The following is a 14,598-nucleotide window of genomic DNA, read 5'->3' as shown; positions in this document are numbered from 1 at the left end:
CGGGCGCGATGCGCCCGCACCCCTCGGTCAGGTCGCGATCGCGGCCGCACCGCCGATGATGGCGATGATGTAGCTCGCGTGCTCCCACCATTCGAGCGGTGAGTCGATCTGTTCGAGTTCCTGGAACTCCAGCGACTTCGTCTGCAATTCATACCTCCTGGGTCGACATGCGAATGCGACTCCTACGTCAGCGCGAGGATTCCGATGATCACGCCAACGGCGAAGCCCCGCATGTAGTCATCAGCGTCGTTCAGTGCTTCCATAGCCTCGAGTTCGGTGAACTCGAGCTTGGGGGTTGTGGCCTGCATGCTGACTTCCTTTCTCTTGTCGATTGATCCGGCCGATGAGATCACGTGGCAGCGGCCGCGCCGATCCCGATGAGTATCAGAGCGCTTCCGACGCCCCTGTAGAAGCTCTCCCAGTCGGGGGCATCCATCTCCTCCAGCTCTTGAAAGTGGATCTGCTTTTCCATGCTGTGGTTCATTCAATTCACCTCCTCCGATGCGAATGTCGATGGTCGGCACGCGTTGCCGACCGGCTGAGGGCTCCAGCAGGAATCGCGGAGCACGTCGCAGAAGTCCTGTGCGACGAGACCTGGGAGCATCGGTCGGTGATTTCCCCATGCTCGTTCTGTGGCAGCGGAGATGCGGCCGGTATCGTGAGCGCTCGGCTGCCGTGGACACGGGATCCCCCAGCGGTCGATGAGCGCAGCGATGCCGGCGGGTGGATGGAGGGGCAGTGCCACCCCGCCTGCGATCCTCGTCCAGAAGTCCTCAAGGCTCTCCCGATCGCCCCACCTCGCGTCTCCCGAGCAGATCCGACGCCAGATCGCAGCGATGACCGCGGCCGTGGCGACCATCTTGCGCACCTCGAGCAGGAAGGCGACCTCGTTCGCGAGGTACCAGTGGCGCGCGCTGTAGGGGTCGCCGCCGCGCAGTGCCGCCGTGCGCTGCGTGGCTGCGCTCAAGCGAGCGAGACGCAGCCTCCCCGCGGGGGACACCGAGTCGCGAGCGGCCGTTTCGAGGAGCGCCCTGCCGAGGGCGACGGCGTCGCCGTTCGCCCTGGCGCTTCGTCGCGAACTCGTCGACGCACCCGCCAGACGCAGGAACGCCTCCATCGCCCCTTCCCTGACTGCGGCGTGCGAGAGGGTGATCAGGTTGGAGGGATCGATGATCGCGTGACGCGGTCTCAGAGAGCGCCCGACGATGAGCCGGTAACCTATTTCGTTCTTGAGGATGCTGACGCTGTTCGTCTCCGACGAAGTGCCGAGCGTCGTCGGCACCGCCACGATTTCCAGGGGCGGTGCCGAATCGGGCAAGAAGGTCAGCGCTGACCTCGATGCATGCCCGACGGCGTAATCGAACACCCGCCCGGGGGCGAGCGCCAGGGCCGCGATCTTGCTCGCATCGAGAATGCTCCCCCCGCCGACCGCCACGATGACTCGGGGAGGACGACGAACGATCTCGCGTGCGATGTCCGTCACCGTCGTGACATCCACCGCGAGTGCGTCGACGGCGATCATCCGCGCGCAGTAGTCGTCCAGCAGGGGAACGGTGACGGCCGAATCCGCGATCACGAGAGTCTCGCGCCCTGCCGTGAGGGATACCACCCTCTCGCGCGCCAGCCCTGTCCCGTGCCACAGCGTGGGAATGCGCTCGGCAGATTCCCGGGTCATGCGGAGAGCTCCCACGCCTGCACGACACCCGCACGCACCGCCGTATCCATCTCGATGAGTTCGCCAGCGGTGAACCCATATGCGGGAATCAGTTCGATCGAACTCGGTCCCGGCTGCACGACGACGCCTTTCTCCGCGATTGCGGAGACGACGCGGAGAACCTCGGGGCCGGACAGCGGATTCCCGTCTCGGTCGTGGAGTTCCAGTCCAAGGAAGCAGCCGCGTCCCGCGACCCGGTCGACGACACCGTCCGACACCAACCGCGTCGTGAGCTGCGACAAGTCGTCGGCCAGTGACGTGGTCACCGATTCCACGTCGATGCGGTGCAGTTCTTCGATGACGGCGACGATGGCCGCCGCGCACGCGGGTGTGCCCGCCTGCGTCTCGCCGTGAACGAACGTCCAGCCTCCTCGGACGAACTCGGAGGCCACTCGGTGCCCGATGAGGAGTGCGGCGGCGCCCATCGCGCCGTTCGTCAGCGCTTTGGAGAGAATGAGGACGTCGGGTGCGGCGGCCCAGCGGTCAGTGGCGAACATCGTCCCGGTGCGGCCGAATCCTGTCGCGACCTCATCGGCCACGATCAGGAACCCGTACTCCTCTCGGAGAGCGAGAAGACGGGACACGAAGGCAGCGGAGAGCGCGTACGCCCCGCTGCCGAGGACGGGCTCGACGACCACCGAGGCCACCCGCGAGCCTTCGCGTGAGAGCAATGTCGCCAGCTCTTCCCCGTCGTCGCTGTGCGAGACGTGCCGCACTGACCTGCGGTCGACCGAATACACCGCTTGGAGGAGGTCATCGCCGCTCAGCGCGTGACTGCCGTACATGGTGCCGTGATAGCTGCCCTTCAGACCGACGACGAGCGAGCGGGATCCGGCCCCCTTCTGTGCCCAGTACTGCCGTGTCAGCTTCACGGCCGCATCATTCGCTGCTCCGCCCGATGTGGAGAAGATGACACGGCCGTACCTGCTCGGGTTCGCCAGTTCGACGAGAGCCTCCGCCGCGACTTCCGCGTACCTGTGCGGCGCTCTGAACAGGGAGAGGTACGAGGCATCATGTGTCGCCCTGCTCACTGCTTCGGCGACCGCGGGGTTGCCGAAGCCGAGTGGAGCGTTCCATAGCCCACTCGTCGCGCAGAGCCGAGTCGAGCCGTCTGCGAACTCGATTCGATTTCCGGCGGCGCCGACGGCGATCCGGTCACGCGTGAAAGTCGCGTCTGCCGGGAGCATCGAGGTCCACAGCGCGTGCGGGTCGGTCATGCGTCGACTCCCGTGATGCGTCGTACGGAGGCAGCGCGGCTGCCGAAATGTATGCCGAGAGCCGCAAGGGCCTCACCGCACAGGGATCCCGCCTCCGGCACGGGAATGCCGAGCTGCCGCGCCACGCGCTCCGCCGCGAGCTGAGGGGCGCTCGAAGTCTGCACGACTGCGACCACCATGGCTGTCAGAGGTGACAGCAGCTGGCGCCTCAGCGTGGTGGGGTCGGCCAACAGGAAGCCCTCTGTCGTCTCGAGCAAGAATGGATCGCTTGTCCGCGGTTCGGCATCGTCGAGGGCATCGTCGATCAGCGACCAGCCGAACCCCGCGATCTTCGCCGCACCGTTGGCGAGCCGGAGCATCTTCATGAGATCCGTTGCGTTGAGGTATCGACCGATCCATCTCCGACTCGCGAGATCAGCGAGGAAGACCTCCCTGGGTGCGATGTCTTCCCACACAGCAACATGGGGAAGCGGGACCGTGAGCAAGCGGTGCAGGTCGTCGACGTGGCCGATGACGGGCCCTCGAACACCGATGCTGGCACTGCCATCAGGACTCACTCGGATGGCGCTCGGAGCCTCGAGAGCACCGGGGTCGTCGAGCGCTGCGCGGTTCGCGAGGAGAATCCTGTGGTCGATCAACGCTGAGGGAAAGACGCCCGTCTGGCGGGCGAGCTCAGCGTCGTCGAGGAAGGCACGCCAACTCGACATATCGAAAAAGCACACTGCAGTGGGTCCGACGATCTGCACGTAGTCGGCTGCGACATAGTCCTGGAGCTCGACTCTGCGTTCGCCGAAGAACAGCTCGTCACCGACATCATGAAGCTCTCCGCCGTAATGGACGGCCGTGGCGGGTCCTGCATGTGGCTCGCTGTCCGCCGGCAGCAGAACGACGTCCCCCTTGCCCGCCGCAGTGTTGAGGCTCCGCGCCGAAGCTCCGCGCTCGACGAGAAAGACCCGCGCGTGCTGTTCACGCGATCCGGTGATCCAGTCCCGCAGCGCCCGGGCTCCGACGGCGTCCATCTCCACGCCTGCCGCTTCGTCCCGCGTCATGCTCCACCCCGCCGCATCGCCGTGACGTCGAGCCCCGCCGCGGCGAATCTGTCTCGTAGCTCGCGCACCAACGGAGTCACACTGCTCACCCGGCTCCCGAGTTCGATCGCAAGCAGTGCCGCGGCCTCCGACTCGTCAGACGTGGCGATCAGACATTCGGCCGCCCTCGCGGAATCGACGGTGAGACGTAAGTGTCTGCGGTTGATCCGATCGACCAGGACGTATTCATCGCCGTCCCCCGTGACGAGGAAGGGTGCGCGTGGCGACAGTGCCGCGGGGTACGATCCGCCCTCCTCGAGCGCCGCGACAAGGTGGCCACCGAAGCCGGAAATGGCGGGGCGCTCGGGCGCGTTGGCCCAGAGTCGCAGCAGGTCGAGAGCCGCCAGATAGCGCTCGAACCACGGGCGGTTGTCGAGGTCCGCCTCGAGGACACTCGGGTCGACGATCCCGGCGAATGATCGGCCGCGCCCCTCCCTCGACGCTGCTTCCGGTTCGACGTCGGCCCGTTCCTCCCCCACTTTCCCGAGGAGAAGCCCATCGGGTCCGTCTCGATACTCACCCCGACGCGTGACATGGATTCGTACAAGAGAATCGCCGACGGGGTCAGCCGGGAGAAAGGAGTCGCGGGAATCCAACAGCACATCGGCGCTCAGGAGCTGTCCGACGAAGACTCCAGACTCCCACGCCGTGTCGGCATCGCTGAGGAAGGCGGCGATGCCTGCTGCGGAGCGTTGGCGGACGACGGTCGGTCCGACGACGGAGAGGAACGGGAGGGCGATGTAGTCCTGCAGCTCGAAGGCGCGTCGCCCGTCAAAGATGATCTCGTCGCCAGGCTCCATGTAAGAACCGTCGTATCCGATGGTCCGGGGATCCGCATGTGGTGCGAGGGCGGCGGCGGGCGCGATCACGACGTCGCAGGGCTCTGCCACGCGAAGCACTTCGTCGAGGTGGTCTCCGGATTCGAGAAAGAACACCGCACCCTCGACGATCCCTCGCCTGCCGGTGACGTACTGCTCGAAAGCGGTCGCCGCGCGGTGGCCGGGCCGTGACGCCGTGGTCGAGCTGTCTTGCATGTTTCCCCCCAGAAGCACGAATCCCTTTTGAAGATGATCTGTCCTCGTTTGAGGTTATACACGCGACGTGTGACATGCAATATTCCGTCCACAGGTCCGTCGGAAGCGGCCATCACAGAGCGCGACGCCCCTGTCACGCCGCCCTCCCCCGATCGGATAGGATGGACAGGTTGTTCCTTGGTGACGTGTCCGAGCGGCCGAAGGAGCACGCTTGGAAAGCGTGTGTTGTGCAAGCAACCGCGGGTTCGAATCCCGCCGTCACCGCCAGAAACGCAAGAAGGGTCTCCGCGCCAGCGGGGGCCCTTCTTGCGTTTCCCTCGAGTACGGGGGATTCGCCCCCTCCGCCGTCAGCCGTCGAAGCGCACGCCGTAGATCTGCCCGCCGGGCGCTGCGGGGAGTCGCGTCATCCCGAGCCGCTCGTAGAACGCGGCTGCTCCGGCGTTGTTCGGGTCGATCCCCAGATGCAGGCCGCGCACCCCGCGGCGCGTCAGCTCGGCGAACAGTGTCTCCATGAGCCGCCGCCCGAGCCCCTGCCCCTGCGTCTCCGGAAGCAGATCGATGTGCAGGTGCGCCGGGTACTCGGCGGCGTTGGGCTCGATGCCCGGCGCACGGGTGTACCCGTAGTCGACCATCCGGTCTTCGCGCGTGGTGACCACCGAAGGGCGGGGGTACCGCTCCTGCAGCGTCGGCCACCACTCCTCCCGGAACCAGGTGTAGAACGCGTCGGTGTCGTCCGTCGCCACGATGTAGCCGATCGCTCGCTCGTCGTCGCTCTCGACGATCCACGCGAGGTCCGAATGCCGTTCGGCGTAGGGGACGGCGAAGAGCTCCCCCCACAGCGAGTCGTCGGAGAGGATGCCGGTCGCATCGGCTCCGGCATCGGCCGTCTTCACGCAGATCTCGTACAGCGCGGCACGATCGGTGGGGCGGTACGGACGGATGCGCGACACGAAGGCTCCTCTGGACGGATCGGGTCCGTTCAGCCTATCGGCGCGTCGACCTGCGCCTTCGTCCGCTGAGCCCACGGCAGCAGCCAGGCCGCGAGCACCAGGACCACGCCCGCGCCGACGATCGCCCCGCCGAGGGTGTCGGTGGCCCAGTGCACCGACAGGAAGGTGCGCGAGAGGGCCATCGCGAGCACCCAGAGCGCGCCGACGATCGCGACCCACACCCGTGGGAACAGGACCCAGAGCACGAGTGCGATCGTCGCGGCGTTCGCGGTGTGCCCCGACGGGAAGGAGCCGTAGTCGCTCACCACCAGCATGTCGTCCGGCCGCGCGCGCCCGAACAGCTGCTTGAGGAGCTGGACGGCTCCGGCGCTCGCGGCGAAGCACGCGGCCGCGAACACCGCACCCCGCCACCGACGCGCGAGCACGAGGGCGAGGATCGCCAAGACCGGCACCCCGAGGATCGCGACCCAGCCGCCGCCGATCCAGTTCAGAGCGAGGGCGAAGTCGAGCATCCATTCGGCCCGGAAGCCCGCGACCGTGTCGTTCCACCAGCGGTCGAAGCCGGGCGTCTCCGGATACGCGAACACCACCACGGCACCGAGCACCGTTGCGAGCGCGAGGAGGCCCACTCCCCACCACAGCAGCATCCGCCTGTTCATCGTCCCATTCTGTCGGATGACTCCTGAGCACTCAGGGAGTGAGCATGCCGACACTGCGCGGACGCACGACGAACCACAGCGAGAGGATGCCGATGGCGGCACAGCCGACCATGACCGAGGCCATGGTCGTCGCGGTGATGCCGGCGTCGTGCGAGAGCCAGCCGACGACCGGGGAGATGAGTCCGGCGACGCCGAAGTTCGTGGCTCCGATGATCGACGCCGCCGTGCCGGCCGCCTTGCCGTGGCGGTCCAGCGCCAGCACCTGGACGTTCGGGAAGGTGAAGCCGCACGCGGTCATGAAGACGAACAGCGGGATGACCGTGCCCCACAGCCCGAGCCCGAGCTGATCGGTGACGATGATCGCGATTCCGGCGAGAAGCAGCACCGCGGTCGAGTAGGCCATCACCCACTGCGGCCCGAACCGCGCGGCGAGTCGGGAAGCGGTCTGCACGCCGACGACGACGCCGAGCGAGTTCACGGCGAACAGCATGCCGTACTGCTGCGCATCGAGCCCGTGTGTCACCTGGAACAGGAAGGGCGAAGCCGACAGGTACGAGAACAGGCCGGAGAAGGTCATGCCGCCGATCACGAGCACGCCGAGGAACACCCGGTCCGAGAGCACCGAACGGTAGCGCTGCAGCATGGTGGCACCGCCGCGGTCCTGTCGCCGTGCCACGGGCAGCGTCTCCGGGACGAACAGGATCGTCGAGAGCAGCATCACCACGCCGTAGGCCGCGAGCACCCCGAAGATCCCGCGCCAGGGCATGAGCGTCAGCAGCCACGAGCCGATGAGAGGGGCGATGACGGGCGCGACGCCGGAGACCAGGGCGAGGCGCGAGAGCATGACGACCAGCCGGCGCCCGCCGAACAGGTCGCGGACGATCGCCATGGCCACGACACCGCCGGCCGCCGCGCCGACGCCCATGAGCACCCGGGCGGCGCTGAGCAGCCCGAGGTCCGGTGCGAACGCCGCGCCCACACTGGCGAGGACGTGCAGGGCGGTGACCGCGATCAGCGGCACCCGGCGTCCGACCTTGTCGCTGAGCGGACCGACGACGAGCTGTCCGAGTGCGAACCCGATCATGGTGCCGGTCAGGGTCAGCTGGATGGCGGCGGCCGTGGTCTGGAAATCCTCCTCCAGCACCGGGAAGGCGGGGAGATACAGATCGATCGTGAACGGACCGAGGGCGGTGAGGGCGCCCAACAGGATGATGTAGAGCGTCCGGCGACCGAGGGAGATCGCGTCTCCCGGGTGCAGCATGATCGGCGCGGTCGCCGGGTTCGCACCGAGCGTGCGGATGGCGCCGGTGGCGGTGGAGGTGCGGATGCTCCCCGTCAGGGTGCGCTCGGGCTGCGGAGTCGGGGCGGTGTCGGTGGAGGGCTGCTCCGGTCGTGCGACGGGGATGGAGTCAGTGCGGGGAGCGTCGGACACGACGTCCTTCCAGAGTTTCGGGGCGTGCATGGTCGAATCGATTCGGCCAGGGGAAGACCCCATGTTACCGCCGCCCCGCCCCCGCCCGTCCAGCGCCGGGATCGAGAACGCACCCCCGGCGCGTGCCGGAGGTGCGTCTCTGCTCCTGTCGAGCGGGGCGTCAGCGGGCGATGCGAGCGAGGCCCTGCTCGAGGTCGGCGATCAGGTCGCCGATGTCCTCGATGCCGACCGAGAGCCGCACGACGTTCTCGGGCACCGCGAGCTCGGTGCCGCGGACCGACGCGTGGGTCATGTCCGGCGGGTACCCGATGAGGGACTCGACGCCCCCGAGCGACTCCGCGAGCTGGAACAGCGAGGTGCTCTCGGCGAAAGCCCGTGCAGCGTCGGCGCCCGCGGCGAGCCCGAGCGAGAGCATCCCGCCGAATCCGCTCATCTGCTTCGCGGCGATCTCGTGGCCCGGGTGCGAGGCGAGTCCGGGGAAGAACACCTGCGCGAACTCGGGGCGTGCGGCTGCCCACTCGGCGATCGCCTGCGCGTTCTCGGAGTGCTGACGCATCCGCAGCGCCAGGGTCTTGATGCCGCGGGTGGTCAGCCAGGCGTCCAGGGGCGCGGAGACCGCGCCGACCGCGAACTGCTGGAACTTCACCTGGTCGAAGAAGCGGTCGTCGCCGAACACGACGGCGCCGCCGAGCACGTCGGAGTGTCCGCCGAGGTACTTCGTCGTGGAGTGCACGACCAGGTCGGCGCCGAGGGCCAGGGGTTGCTGCAGTGCCGGCGAGGCGAACGTGTTGTCCACGACCACGATCGCCCCGGCCGCGTGCGCGATCTCGGCGATCAGTGCGATGTCGACGATCTTCAGCAGCGGGTTGCTCGGCGTCTCCAGCCAGACGATCTTCGTCTCGGGGCGGATCGCGGCCCGGAGCACGTCGACATCGGAGAGCTCGACCGTGGTCGTGTCGATGCCCCAGGGCGCCAGGACCTTGGTGAGCAGCCGGTACGTTCCGCCGTAGACGTCGTTGCCGAGCAGGACGTGGTCCCCTGGCTTCAGGATGCCCCGCAGCAGCGCGTCCTCCGCCGCGAGTCCTGAGGCGAACGAGAGGGCGCTCGCGCCGCCCTCGAGCGCGGCGAGCTGCGTCTCGAGCGAGGAGCGCGTGGGGTTGCCGGCGCGGTTGTACTCGTAGCCTTCGCGGAAGCCCCCGATGCCGTCCTGCACGTGCGTGGACGACTGGTAGATCGGCGGGATGATCGCCCCGGTCGTCGGATCGGGAGCTTGTCCCGCGTGGATGGCTCGGGTGGCGAAAGCGTGGTCGGACATGTCCCTCAGCCTACGTCCGTGCTCGCGGCAGAGGTCGTCCCGTTACGCCCCGGGTCGGCCGGCGCTGCTGCCGCTCAGCGCGACAGGTACGCCAGCAGATCCTGCCGCGTCAGCACGGTGTGCGGCTTGCCGTCTTCCGTGACCAGCAGCGCATCGGCCTCGGCGAGCGCGCCCCTGGCCTGGCCGACCGAGGCGTGGATGCCGATGAGCGGGAGTCGCTCCCCCACGTGCGCGCCCACGGCGTCGGTCGGGTTCGCCTCGCCGCGGAAGAGCAGATCGAGCAGTCCCTTCTCGTCGACCGTGCCGACGACCTCGCCCATCATGACGGGCGGCTCCGCGCTGAGCACGACCAGCTGGGAGACGTCGTACTCGGTCATCATCCCGATCGCCTCGAGCACGGTGTCCGTGGGATGCGCGTGCACGAGGTCGGGGATGCCCTCGCCTGTGCGAGAAGGCCGGGCGGCGAGCACGTCGGCGACCGTCTCCCCGTCCTCCACGTCGCTGAAACCGTAGGAGCGCATCCATCCGTCGTTGAAGATCTTCGCCAGGTAGCCGCGTCCGCCGTCCGGGAGGAGCACGACCATGACGGCATCGGCCGGCAGTTCTCGCGCGACGCGCAGCGCCCCGACGACGGCCATCCCGCTCGAACCGCCGACGAGGATGCCCTCCTCGCGGGCGAGCCGCCGGGTCATCGCGAACGCCTCGGCGTCGCCGACCGCCACGATCTCATGCGGCACCGTCGGGTCGTAGGCGCCGGGCCAGATGTCCTCCCCCACGCCCTCGACGAGATACGGACGCCCCGTGCCGCCGCTGTAGACGCTGCCCTCGGGATCGACGCCGACGATGCGCACCCGATCGTCGGAGACCTCGCGGAGGAACCGGCCCGTCCCGGTGATCGTGCCACCCGTGCCGACGCCCGCCACGAAGTGGGTGATCTCGCCGTCCGTGTCGCGCCAGATCTCCGGCCCCGTGGTCTCGTAGTGGCTGCGCGGACCGTTCGGGTTCTCGTACTGGTTCGGCTTGAACGCACCGGGGACCTCGCGGGCCAGCCGGTCGCTCACGCTGTAATACGACTCCGGACTCTCCGGAGCGACCGACGTCGGGGTCACGACGACCTCCGCCCCATAGGCGCGCAAGACGTCGATCTTGTCCTCACCGACCTTGTCGGGCAGCACGAAGACGCACTTGTATCCGCGCTGCTGCGCCACCAGCGCCAGCCCCACGCCGGTGTTCCCGCTGGTGGGCTCGACGATCGTCCCACCCGGCTTCAGGTCGCCGGCGGCCTCGGCGGCGTCGATGATCCGCGCCGCGATCCGGTCCTTCGACGAGCCGCCGGGGTTCAGGTACTCGAGCTTCACGAGCACCGTGCACGCGACACCCTCGGTGACATGCTGAAGCTTCACGAGGGGCGTGTCGCCGACGAGGTCGACGATGGAGTCTGCGTACTTCATGCCTTCAGGGTAGACGCGCGGATGCCGCGGGCGGGGTTGTGTTTCACCCGACCGCGGCATCCGTTCTCACGAAAGGCCCCCTGTGTCTTCCGAAGCGTCAGCCCTTCGTCGATCCGGCCAGCAGGCCACGGACGAAGTAGCGCTGCAGCGCGAAGAACACGATCAGCGGCACGATGATCGACACGAACGCGCCCGCCGTGAGCAGGTACCAGCCCTCACCGCGACCGGTGATCTCGGCGAGCACCTTGGTGATCGGCGAGGCAGCGCCGTCGGCGAACACCAGAGCGACGAGCAGGTCGTTCCAGACCCAGAGGAACTGGAAGATCGCCACCGACGCGATCGCCGGCATCGTGAGCGGCAGCACCACGCGGAAGAAGATCTGACCGCGCGACGCACCATCGACGCGAGCGGCCTCGATGATCTCGCCGGGGATCTCCGACATGAAGTTGTGCAGCAGGTAGATCGCCAGCGGCAGCGCGAACATCGTGTGCGCAATCCACACCTGGGCGTAGCCGCCCGCGACATCGAGTCCCAGCGTCACCTGGACGCCGAAGAGGTTGATGCCTCGCGAGAACGACGACAGCAGCGGGACCAGGGCCATCTGGATCGGAACGATCTGCAGTGCGAACACGAAGATGAACAGCGCGTTGCGTCCCTTGAACTCGATCCAGGAGAACGCGTACGCGGCCATCGCCGCGATCATCAGCGGGATGAGCGTGGCCGGGATGGTGATGACGATCGAGTTGAAGAAGGACTCCAGGATCGTCAGCTGGGTGGTGCCGGACTGCAGCACCGCCGCGTAGTTGTCGAGCGTCAGCCGCGGGTCGGTGAAGACCGTCCACCAGCCGGTGGTCTCGATCGCTTCCCGGTCGCGGAACGACGAGATGAACAGGCCGAGCGTGGGAACGGTCCAGACCACGGCGATGAGGATCGCGGCGACACTCGCCCAGGGCCGGCTGAGACGCTTGCGTGCGCGTCCGGCGGAAGCATCGAACCGGCCTGCGGTCGTGATGGCCCGCGTGCTGTCGCGGGTGGCTGTCTTCACGGTGTCGGTCATCGGATCTCCCGCTGCTTCTTGATCTGGCGTGCGTTGTAGATGACGATCGGCAGCACCAGGATGAACAGGATGACGGAGAGCGCAGCGCTGCGTCCCGCCTCGAACTTCGAGAACTGGGTGTACATCTCGTTCGCGAGCACCGACGTGCCGTAGTTTCCACCGGTCATCGTCCGGACGATGTCGAACACCTTCAGGGAGGCGATCGAGATCGTGGTCAGCACGACGATGAGCGCCGGACGAATCGAGGGGATCGTCACCGACTTGAAGCGCTCCCAGGCGTTCGCACCATCGAGCTCCGCCGCTTCGAGAAGCTCGGCCGGAACGCCCTTGATGGATGCCGAGAGCACGACCATCGCGAAACCGGTCTGCACCCAGATCAGCACCACGATGAGCGCCAGGTTGTTCCACGGGCCGTTCAGCAGGAACTGCTGCGACTCGCCGCCGAACCAGACCAGGATCTGGTTCAGCAGACCGATCTGCTCGAACTCCGGGCCGCGGTAGGCGTACACGAAGCGCCAGATGATGCTGGCACCCACGAACGAGATCGCCATCGGCATGAACACCAGCAGCTTGTAGATCTTCTCGCCGCGAGTCCGATCGATGAACACCGCGTACCCGAGGCCGATCATCGTGGAGAGCGTCGGGACCAGCAGCACCCACACGATCGTGTTGATCACCGAGGTCACGCCGTCGGACTGCGTGAAGATCCACAGATAGTTGGAGAAGCCGACGAAGTCGCTGCCGGTCGAGTTCCAGAACGACGCGTAGACGGTCTGGATCGACGGCAGGATGAGGCCGGCGAGGAGCAGCAGCATGGCCGGGGCCATGAACGCCACGAGCTGGATCAGGTATCCCGCGCCGTCGCGGGACCGGTAGTCCAGGAAGAAGAACAGGGCGCCGACGGCGACCGCGACTCCCATCGCCCAGTAGTAGGAGTTGAAGAACCACATCACCGCGAGCGGGATGAGCAGGCACATCGCGAGGCGGATGCCGGTGTAGAGCGCGCCCTTGCGCGGCGCGATGTCGACGAGCAGCAGGATGATCACCACGACCACCGCGAATGCGATGACCACGGCGAGGGCCTGGAGGATCGGCGGGAGTGTCCCGATCCATTGGAAGAACACAGTCGCGTTCATGGATTCCCCTTCATGAGACGGAGCTGATCAGCGGTCGGCGCGGCGGAGCGCTGACCGGGTGTGAGAAGGAGGGCCGCCCATCGGGGCGGCCCTCCTCATCAGATCAGCTGGAAGGCCAGCCGGTCTCGATCTGGGTCAGCACCTCATCGGTGGAGGTCCCGTTGATCCAGGCGACGATTCCCTTCCAGAAGGTGCCGGACCCGACAGCGCCCGGCATCTGGTCCGAACCGTCGAAGCGGAACGTGACCGAGTCGTCCTGGAGCAGCTTGATCGACTCCTGCAGGATCGGGTCCTCGACGACCGACAGGTCGACGCCCTTGTTGGCCGACGTCACGCCACCGAGGGCGAGACGGCTGTTGGCCCACTCGGGGCTGGACAGGTACTCGAGCACCTTCTGCGTCGCCTCGGAGTCGCTGAACGCACCGACGATCTCGCCACCACCGGTGATGAGGGTCTCGTCCGGGTTCGGGCTCGGCGTCAGGAACGCCCACACGTCGCCGTCCTCGGCGAAGTTCGTGCCCTCGGGGTAGAAGCCCGACAGGAACGAGGCCTGGTGGGTGAGCGCGCACTCGCCGCTGGCAACCTTCGCGGCCACGTCACCGAACGCGGTGGAGTTGATCGAACGCACGTCGCCGAAGCCGGCGTTGACGTACTCCGGGTTCAGCAGGATCTCACCCGTGGCGTCGAACGCCTCCTTGATCTGCGGGTCGGTGAAGGGGATCTCGTTCTTGACCCACTGGTCGTAGACGTCGGGGCCCGCGTTGCGGAGCACGAGGTCTTCGATCCAGTCGGTACCCGGCCAGCCGGTCGCGACACCGGACTCGAAGCCGGCGCACCACGGGGCCGCGCCGCTCTTGTCCTTGATGGTCTGCGTGAGCGTCAGCAGCTCGTCCCAGCTGGTCGGCTCCTCGACACCCCATTCGGCGAACTTGGTCGGCGAGTACCAGACCCAGCCCTTGACGCTCGCCATCAGGGGTGCGCCGTAGAACGTGCCGTCGTAAGTGCCGAAGTCGACCCAGCCCTGCGTCCAGTACTCTTCGGCGTTCTTCTTGACCGCCTCCGGAGCCGGCTTCAGCAGGTCACGCGACGCGTAGTCGGCGAACAGACCCGGCTGCGGGAAGATCGCGATGTCGGGCGGGTTGCCACCCTGTGCACGGGTGCCGAGCTGCGTCTCGAAGTCCTGGCTGCCCTCGTACTTGATCTCGATGTCGTTCTCCTTCTCGAAATCCGCCCAGGATTCCGCGAGGAGTTCTGCTTCGCCCTCGACGATCGTGCCGTAGATCGTGACGGTGTTGTCTCCGCCGCCGCCTCCACCGCCGCCGTCCGATCCACCACCGGGAGCCCCGCATCCGGCGAGCGCGATGCCCGCGACCCCCAGCAGGGCGATCGGCGCGTAACGCCGGGAACGCTGTGACAGAGTCATGTGAATTCTCCTCTTCGAGTACAGGGTCCCGCCTCGTGCGATGCCACGCCGCGGCATCGTTAGGGAACCGATTCCAGGCCAACCTACTGTCCCTGCGCACCGCGACACAACACGCAAGGGTC

Annotated in this window: 15 protein-coding genes and 1 tRNA gene; 1 reads left to right on the top strand and 15 read right to left on the bottom strand. The window is 67.4% G+C overall.

Annotation, left to right across the window (positions count from 1 at the left end; all coding sequences use genetic code 11):
* Positions 1-27: 27 nt before the first annotated feature.
* The 7 genes from mpaA3 to mpaB (CQ045_RS10740) are packed head-to-tail and all read right to left on the bottom strand — an operon-like array spanning position 28 to position 5,053.
* Positions 28-147 (bottom strand): MpaA3 family daptide-type RiPP, encoded by a 120-nt coding sequence (mpaA3, locus tag CQ045_RS19120; RefSeq protein ID WP_308737017.1) that lies wholly within the window; start codon positions 145-147, stop codon positions 28-30.
* A gap of 35 nt (positions 148-182) precedes the next feature.
* Entirely contained in the window at positions 183-308 is a 126-nt protein-coding gene (gene mpaA2, locus CQ045_RS19060) for an MpaA2 family daptide-type RiPP (RefSeq protein ID WP_258131036.1), read from the bottom strand.
* 41 nt (positions 309-349) lie between these two features.
* On the bottom strand, positions 350-472 hold the full coding sequence (mpaA1, locus tag CQ045_RS19055) for an MpaA1 family daptide-type RiPP (RefSeq protein WP_258131035.1): 123 nt from the start codon (positions 470-472) through the stop codon (positions 350-352).
* Positions 473-484: 12 nt separating this feature from the next.
* Entirely contained in the window at positions 485-1,675 is a 1,191-nt protein-coding gene (mpaC, locus tag CQ045_RS10755) for a daptide-type RiPP biosynthesis dehydogenase (RefSeq protein WP_105723762.1), read from the bottom strand.
* The gene (gene mpaD, locus CQ045_RS10750) at positions 1,672-2,931 is read right to left on the bottom strand and encodes a daptide-type RiPP biosynthesis aminotransferase (RefSeq protein WP_105723512.1); all 1,260 of its coding nucleotides are present in this window, start codon (positions 2,929-2,931) and stop codon (positions 1,672-1,674) included. Before mpaD ends, mpaC begins: the two co-directional genes overlap by 4 nt.
* Complete coding sequence (mpaB, locus tag CQ045_RS10745; protein WP_258131034.1) at positions 2,928-3,980, bottom strand: daptide biosynthesis RiPP recognition protein; 1,053 nt, start codon at positions 3,978-3,980, stop codon at positions 2,928-2,930. Before mpaB (CQ045_RS10745) ends, mpaD begins: the two co-directional genes overlap by 4 nt.
* Entirely contained in the window at positions 3,977-5,053 is a 1,077-nt protein-coding gene (gene mpaB, locus CQ045_RS10740) for a daptide biosynthesis RiPP recognition protein (RefSeq protein ID WP_105723510.1), read from the bottom strand. The genes mpaB (CQ045_RS10745) and mpaB (CQ045_RS10740) overlap by 4 nt, the downstream gene beginning before the upstream one ends.
* 179 nt (positions 5,054-5,232) lie before the next feature.
* Between mpaB (CQ045_RS10740) and CQ045_RS10735 the strand changes: the two genes are divergently transcribed.
* Positions 5,233-5,320: transfer RNA gene (locus CQ045_RS10735), tRNA-Ser, on the top strand.
* Between the two features lie 80 nt (positions 5,321-5,400).
* Here the strand turns inward: CQ045_RS10735 and CQ045_RS10730 are convergent.
* From CQ045_RS10730 to CQ045_RS10695, 8 genes are all read right to left on the bottom strand, one after another.
* A complete protein-coding gene (locus CQ045_RS10730; RefSeq protein ID WP_105723508.1) occupies positions 5,401-6,003 on the bottom strand; it encodes a GNAT family N-acetyltransferase in 603 nt (200 codons plus the stop codon).
* 29 nt (positions 6,004-6,032) lie between these two features.
* Entirely contained in the window at positions 6,033-6,662 is a 630-nt protein-coding gene (locus CQ045_RS10725; RefSeq protein ID WP_258131033.1) for a phosphatase PAP2 family protein, read from the bottom strand.
* Positions 6,663-6,693: 31 nt separating this feature from the next.
* Positions 6,694-8,124: a multidrug effflux MFS transporter gene (locus tag CQ045_RS10720; RefSeq protein ID WP_374955021.1), complete on the bottom strand. Its 1,431-nt coding sequence runs from the start codon at positions 8,122-8,124 to the stop codon at positions 6,694-6,696.
* Between the two features lie 130 nt (positions 8,125-8,254).
* A complete protein-coding gene (locus tag CQ045_RS10715; protein ID WP_105723504.1) occupies positions 8,255-9,409 on the bottom strand; it encodes a cystathionine gamma-synthase in 1,155 nt (384 codons plus the stop codon).
* Between the two features lie 74 nt (positions 9,410-9,483).
* Complete coding sequence (locus tag CQ045_RS10710) at positions 9,484-10,860, bottom strand: cystathionine beta-synthase (protein WP_105723502.1); 1,377 nt, start codon at positions 10,858-10,860, stop codon at positions 9,484-9,486.
* Between the two features lie 97 nt (positions 10,861-10,957).
* Positions 10,958-11,917, bottom strand: coding sequence for a carbohydrate ABC transporter permease (locus CQ045_RS10705; protein ID WP_105723500.1), 960 nt, complete (start codon positions 11,915-11,917; stop codon positions 10,958-10,960).
* The gene (locus CQ045_RS10700) at positions 11,914-13,053 is read right to left on the bottom strand and encodes a carbohydrate ABC transporter permease (RefSeq protein WP_105723498.1); all 1,140 of its coding nucleotides are present in this window, start codon (positions 13,051-13,053) and stop codon (positions 11,914-11,916) included. Before CQ045_RS10700 ends, CQ045_RS10705 begins: the two co-directional genes overlap by 4 nt.
* Positions 13,054-13,156: 103 nt before the next feature.
* Positions 13,157-14,476, bottom strand: a complete 1,320-nt coding sequence (locus CQ045_RS10695) for an ABC transporter substrate-binding protein (protein ID WP_105723496.1) — start codon at positions 14,474-14,476, stop codon at positions 13,157-13,159.
* Between the last annotated feature and the right edge of the window lie 122 nt (positions 14,477-14,598).

It is taken from the genome of Microbacterium sp. MYb66, assembly GCF_002979435.1.
Taxonomy (GTDB): Bacteria; Actinomycetota; Actinomycetes; order Actinomycetales; family Microbacteriaceae; genus Microbacterium.
The sequence above is the reverse complement of the archived record's forward strand: the minus strand, read 5'-3'. Positions and strand labels throughout refer to the sequence as shown.

Excerpts from the sequence above, each read along its gene's own strand:
- CQ045_RS10705 (WP_105723500.1), bottom strand. The coding sequence starts at position 11,917 with ATGACCGACACCGTGAAGACAGCCACCCGCGACAGCACGCGGGCCATC.
- CQ045_RS10710 (WP_105723502.1), bottom strand. The coding sequence starts at position 10,860 with ATGAAGTACGCAGACTCCATCGTCGACCTCGTCGGCGACACGCCCCTC.
- mpaC (WP_105723762.1), bottom strand. The coding sequence starts at position 1,675 with ATGACCCGGGAATCTGCCGAGCGCATTCCCACGCTGTGGCACGGGACA.
- CQ045_RS10715 (WP_105723504.1), bottom strand. The coding sequence starts at position 9,409 with ATGTCCGACCACGCTTTCGCCACCCGAGCCATCCACGCGGGACAAGCT.
- mpaA1 (WP_258131035.1), bottom strand. The coding sequence starts at position 472 with ATGGAAAAGCAGATCCACTTTCAAGAGCTGGAGGAGATGGATGCCCCC.
- mpaD (WP_105723512.1), bottom strand. The coding sequence starts at position 2,931 with ATGACCGACCCGCACGCGCTGTGGACCTCGATGCTCCCGGCAGACGCG.
- CQ045_RS10725 (WP_258131033.1), bottom strand. The coding sequence starts at position 6,662 with ATGAACAGGCGGATGCTGCTGTGGTGGGGAGTGGGCCTCCTCGCGCTC.
- mpaB (WP_258131034.1), bottom strand. The coding sequence starts at position 3,980 with ATGACGCGGGACGAAGCGGCAGGCGTGGAGATGGACGCCGTCGGAGCC.
- mpaA2 (WP_258131036.1), bottom strand. The coding sequence starts at position 308 with ATGCAGGCCACAACCCCCAAGCTCGAGTTCACCGAACTCGAGGCTATG.
- CQ045_RS10720 (WP_374955021.1), bottom strand. The coding sequence starts at position 8,124 with ATGCACGCCCCGAAACTCTGGAAGGACGTCGTGTCCGACGCTCCCCGC.
- CQ045_RS10695 (WP_105723496.1), bottom strand. The coding sequence starts at position 14,476 with ATGACTCTGTCACAGCGTTCCCGGCGTTACGCGCCGATCGCCCTGCTG.
- mpaB (WP_105723510.1), bottom strand. The coding sequence starts at position 5,053 with ATGCAAGACAGCTCGACCACGGCGTCACGGCCCGGCCACCGCGCGGCG.
- CQ045_RS10700 (WP_105723498.1), bottom strand. The coding sequence starts at position 13,053 with ATGAACGCGACTGTGTTCTTCCAATGGATCGGGACACTCCCGCCGATC.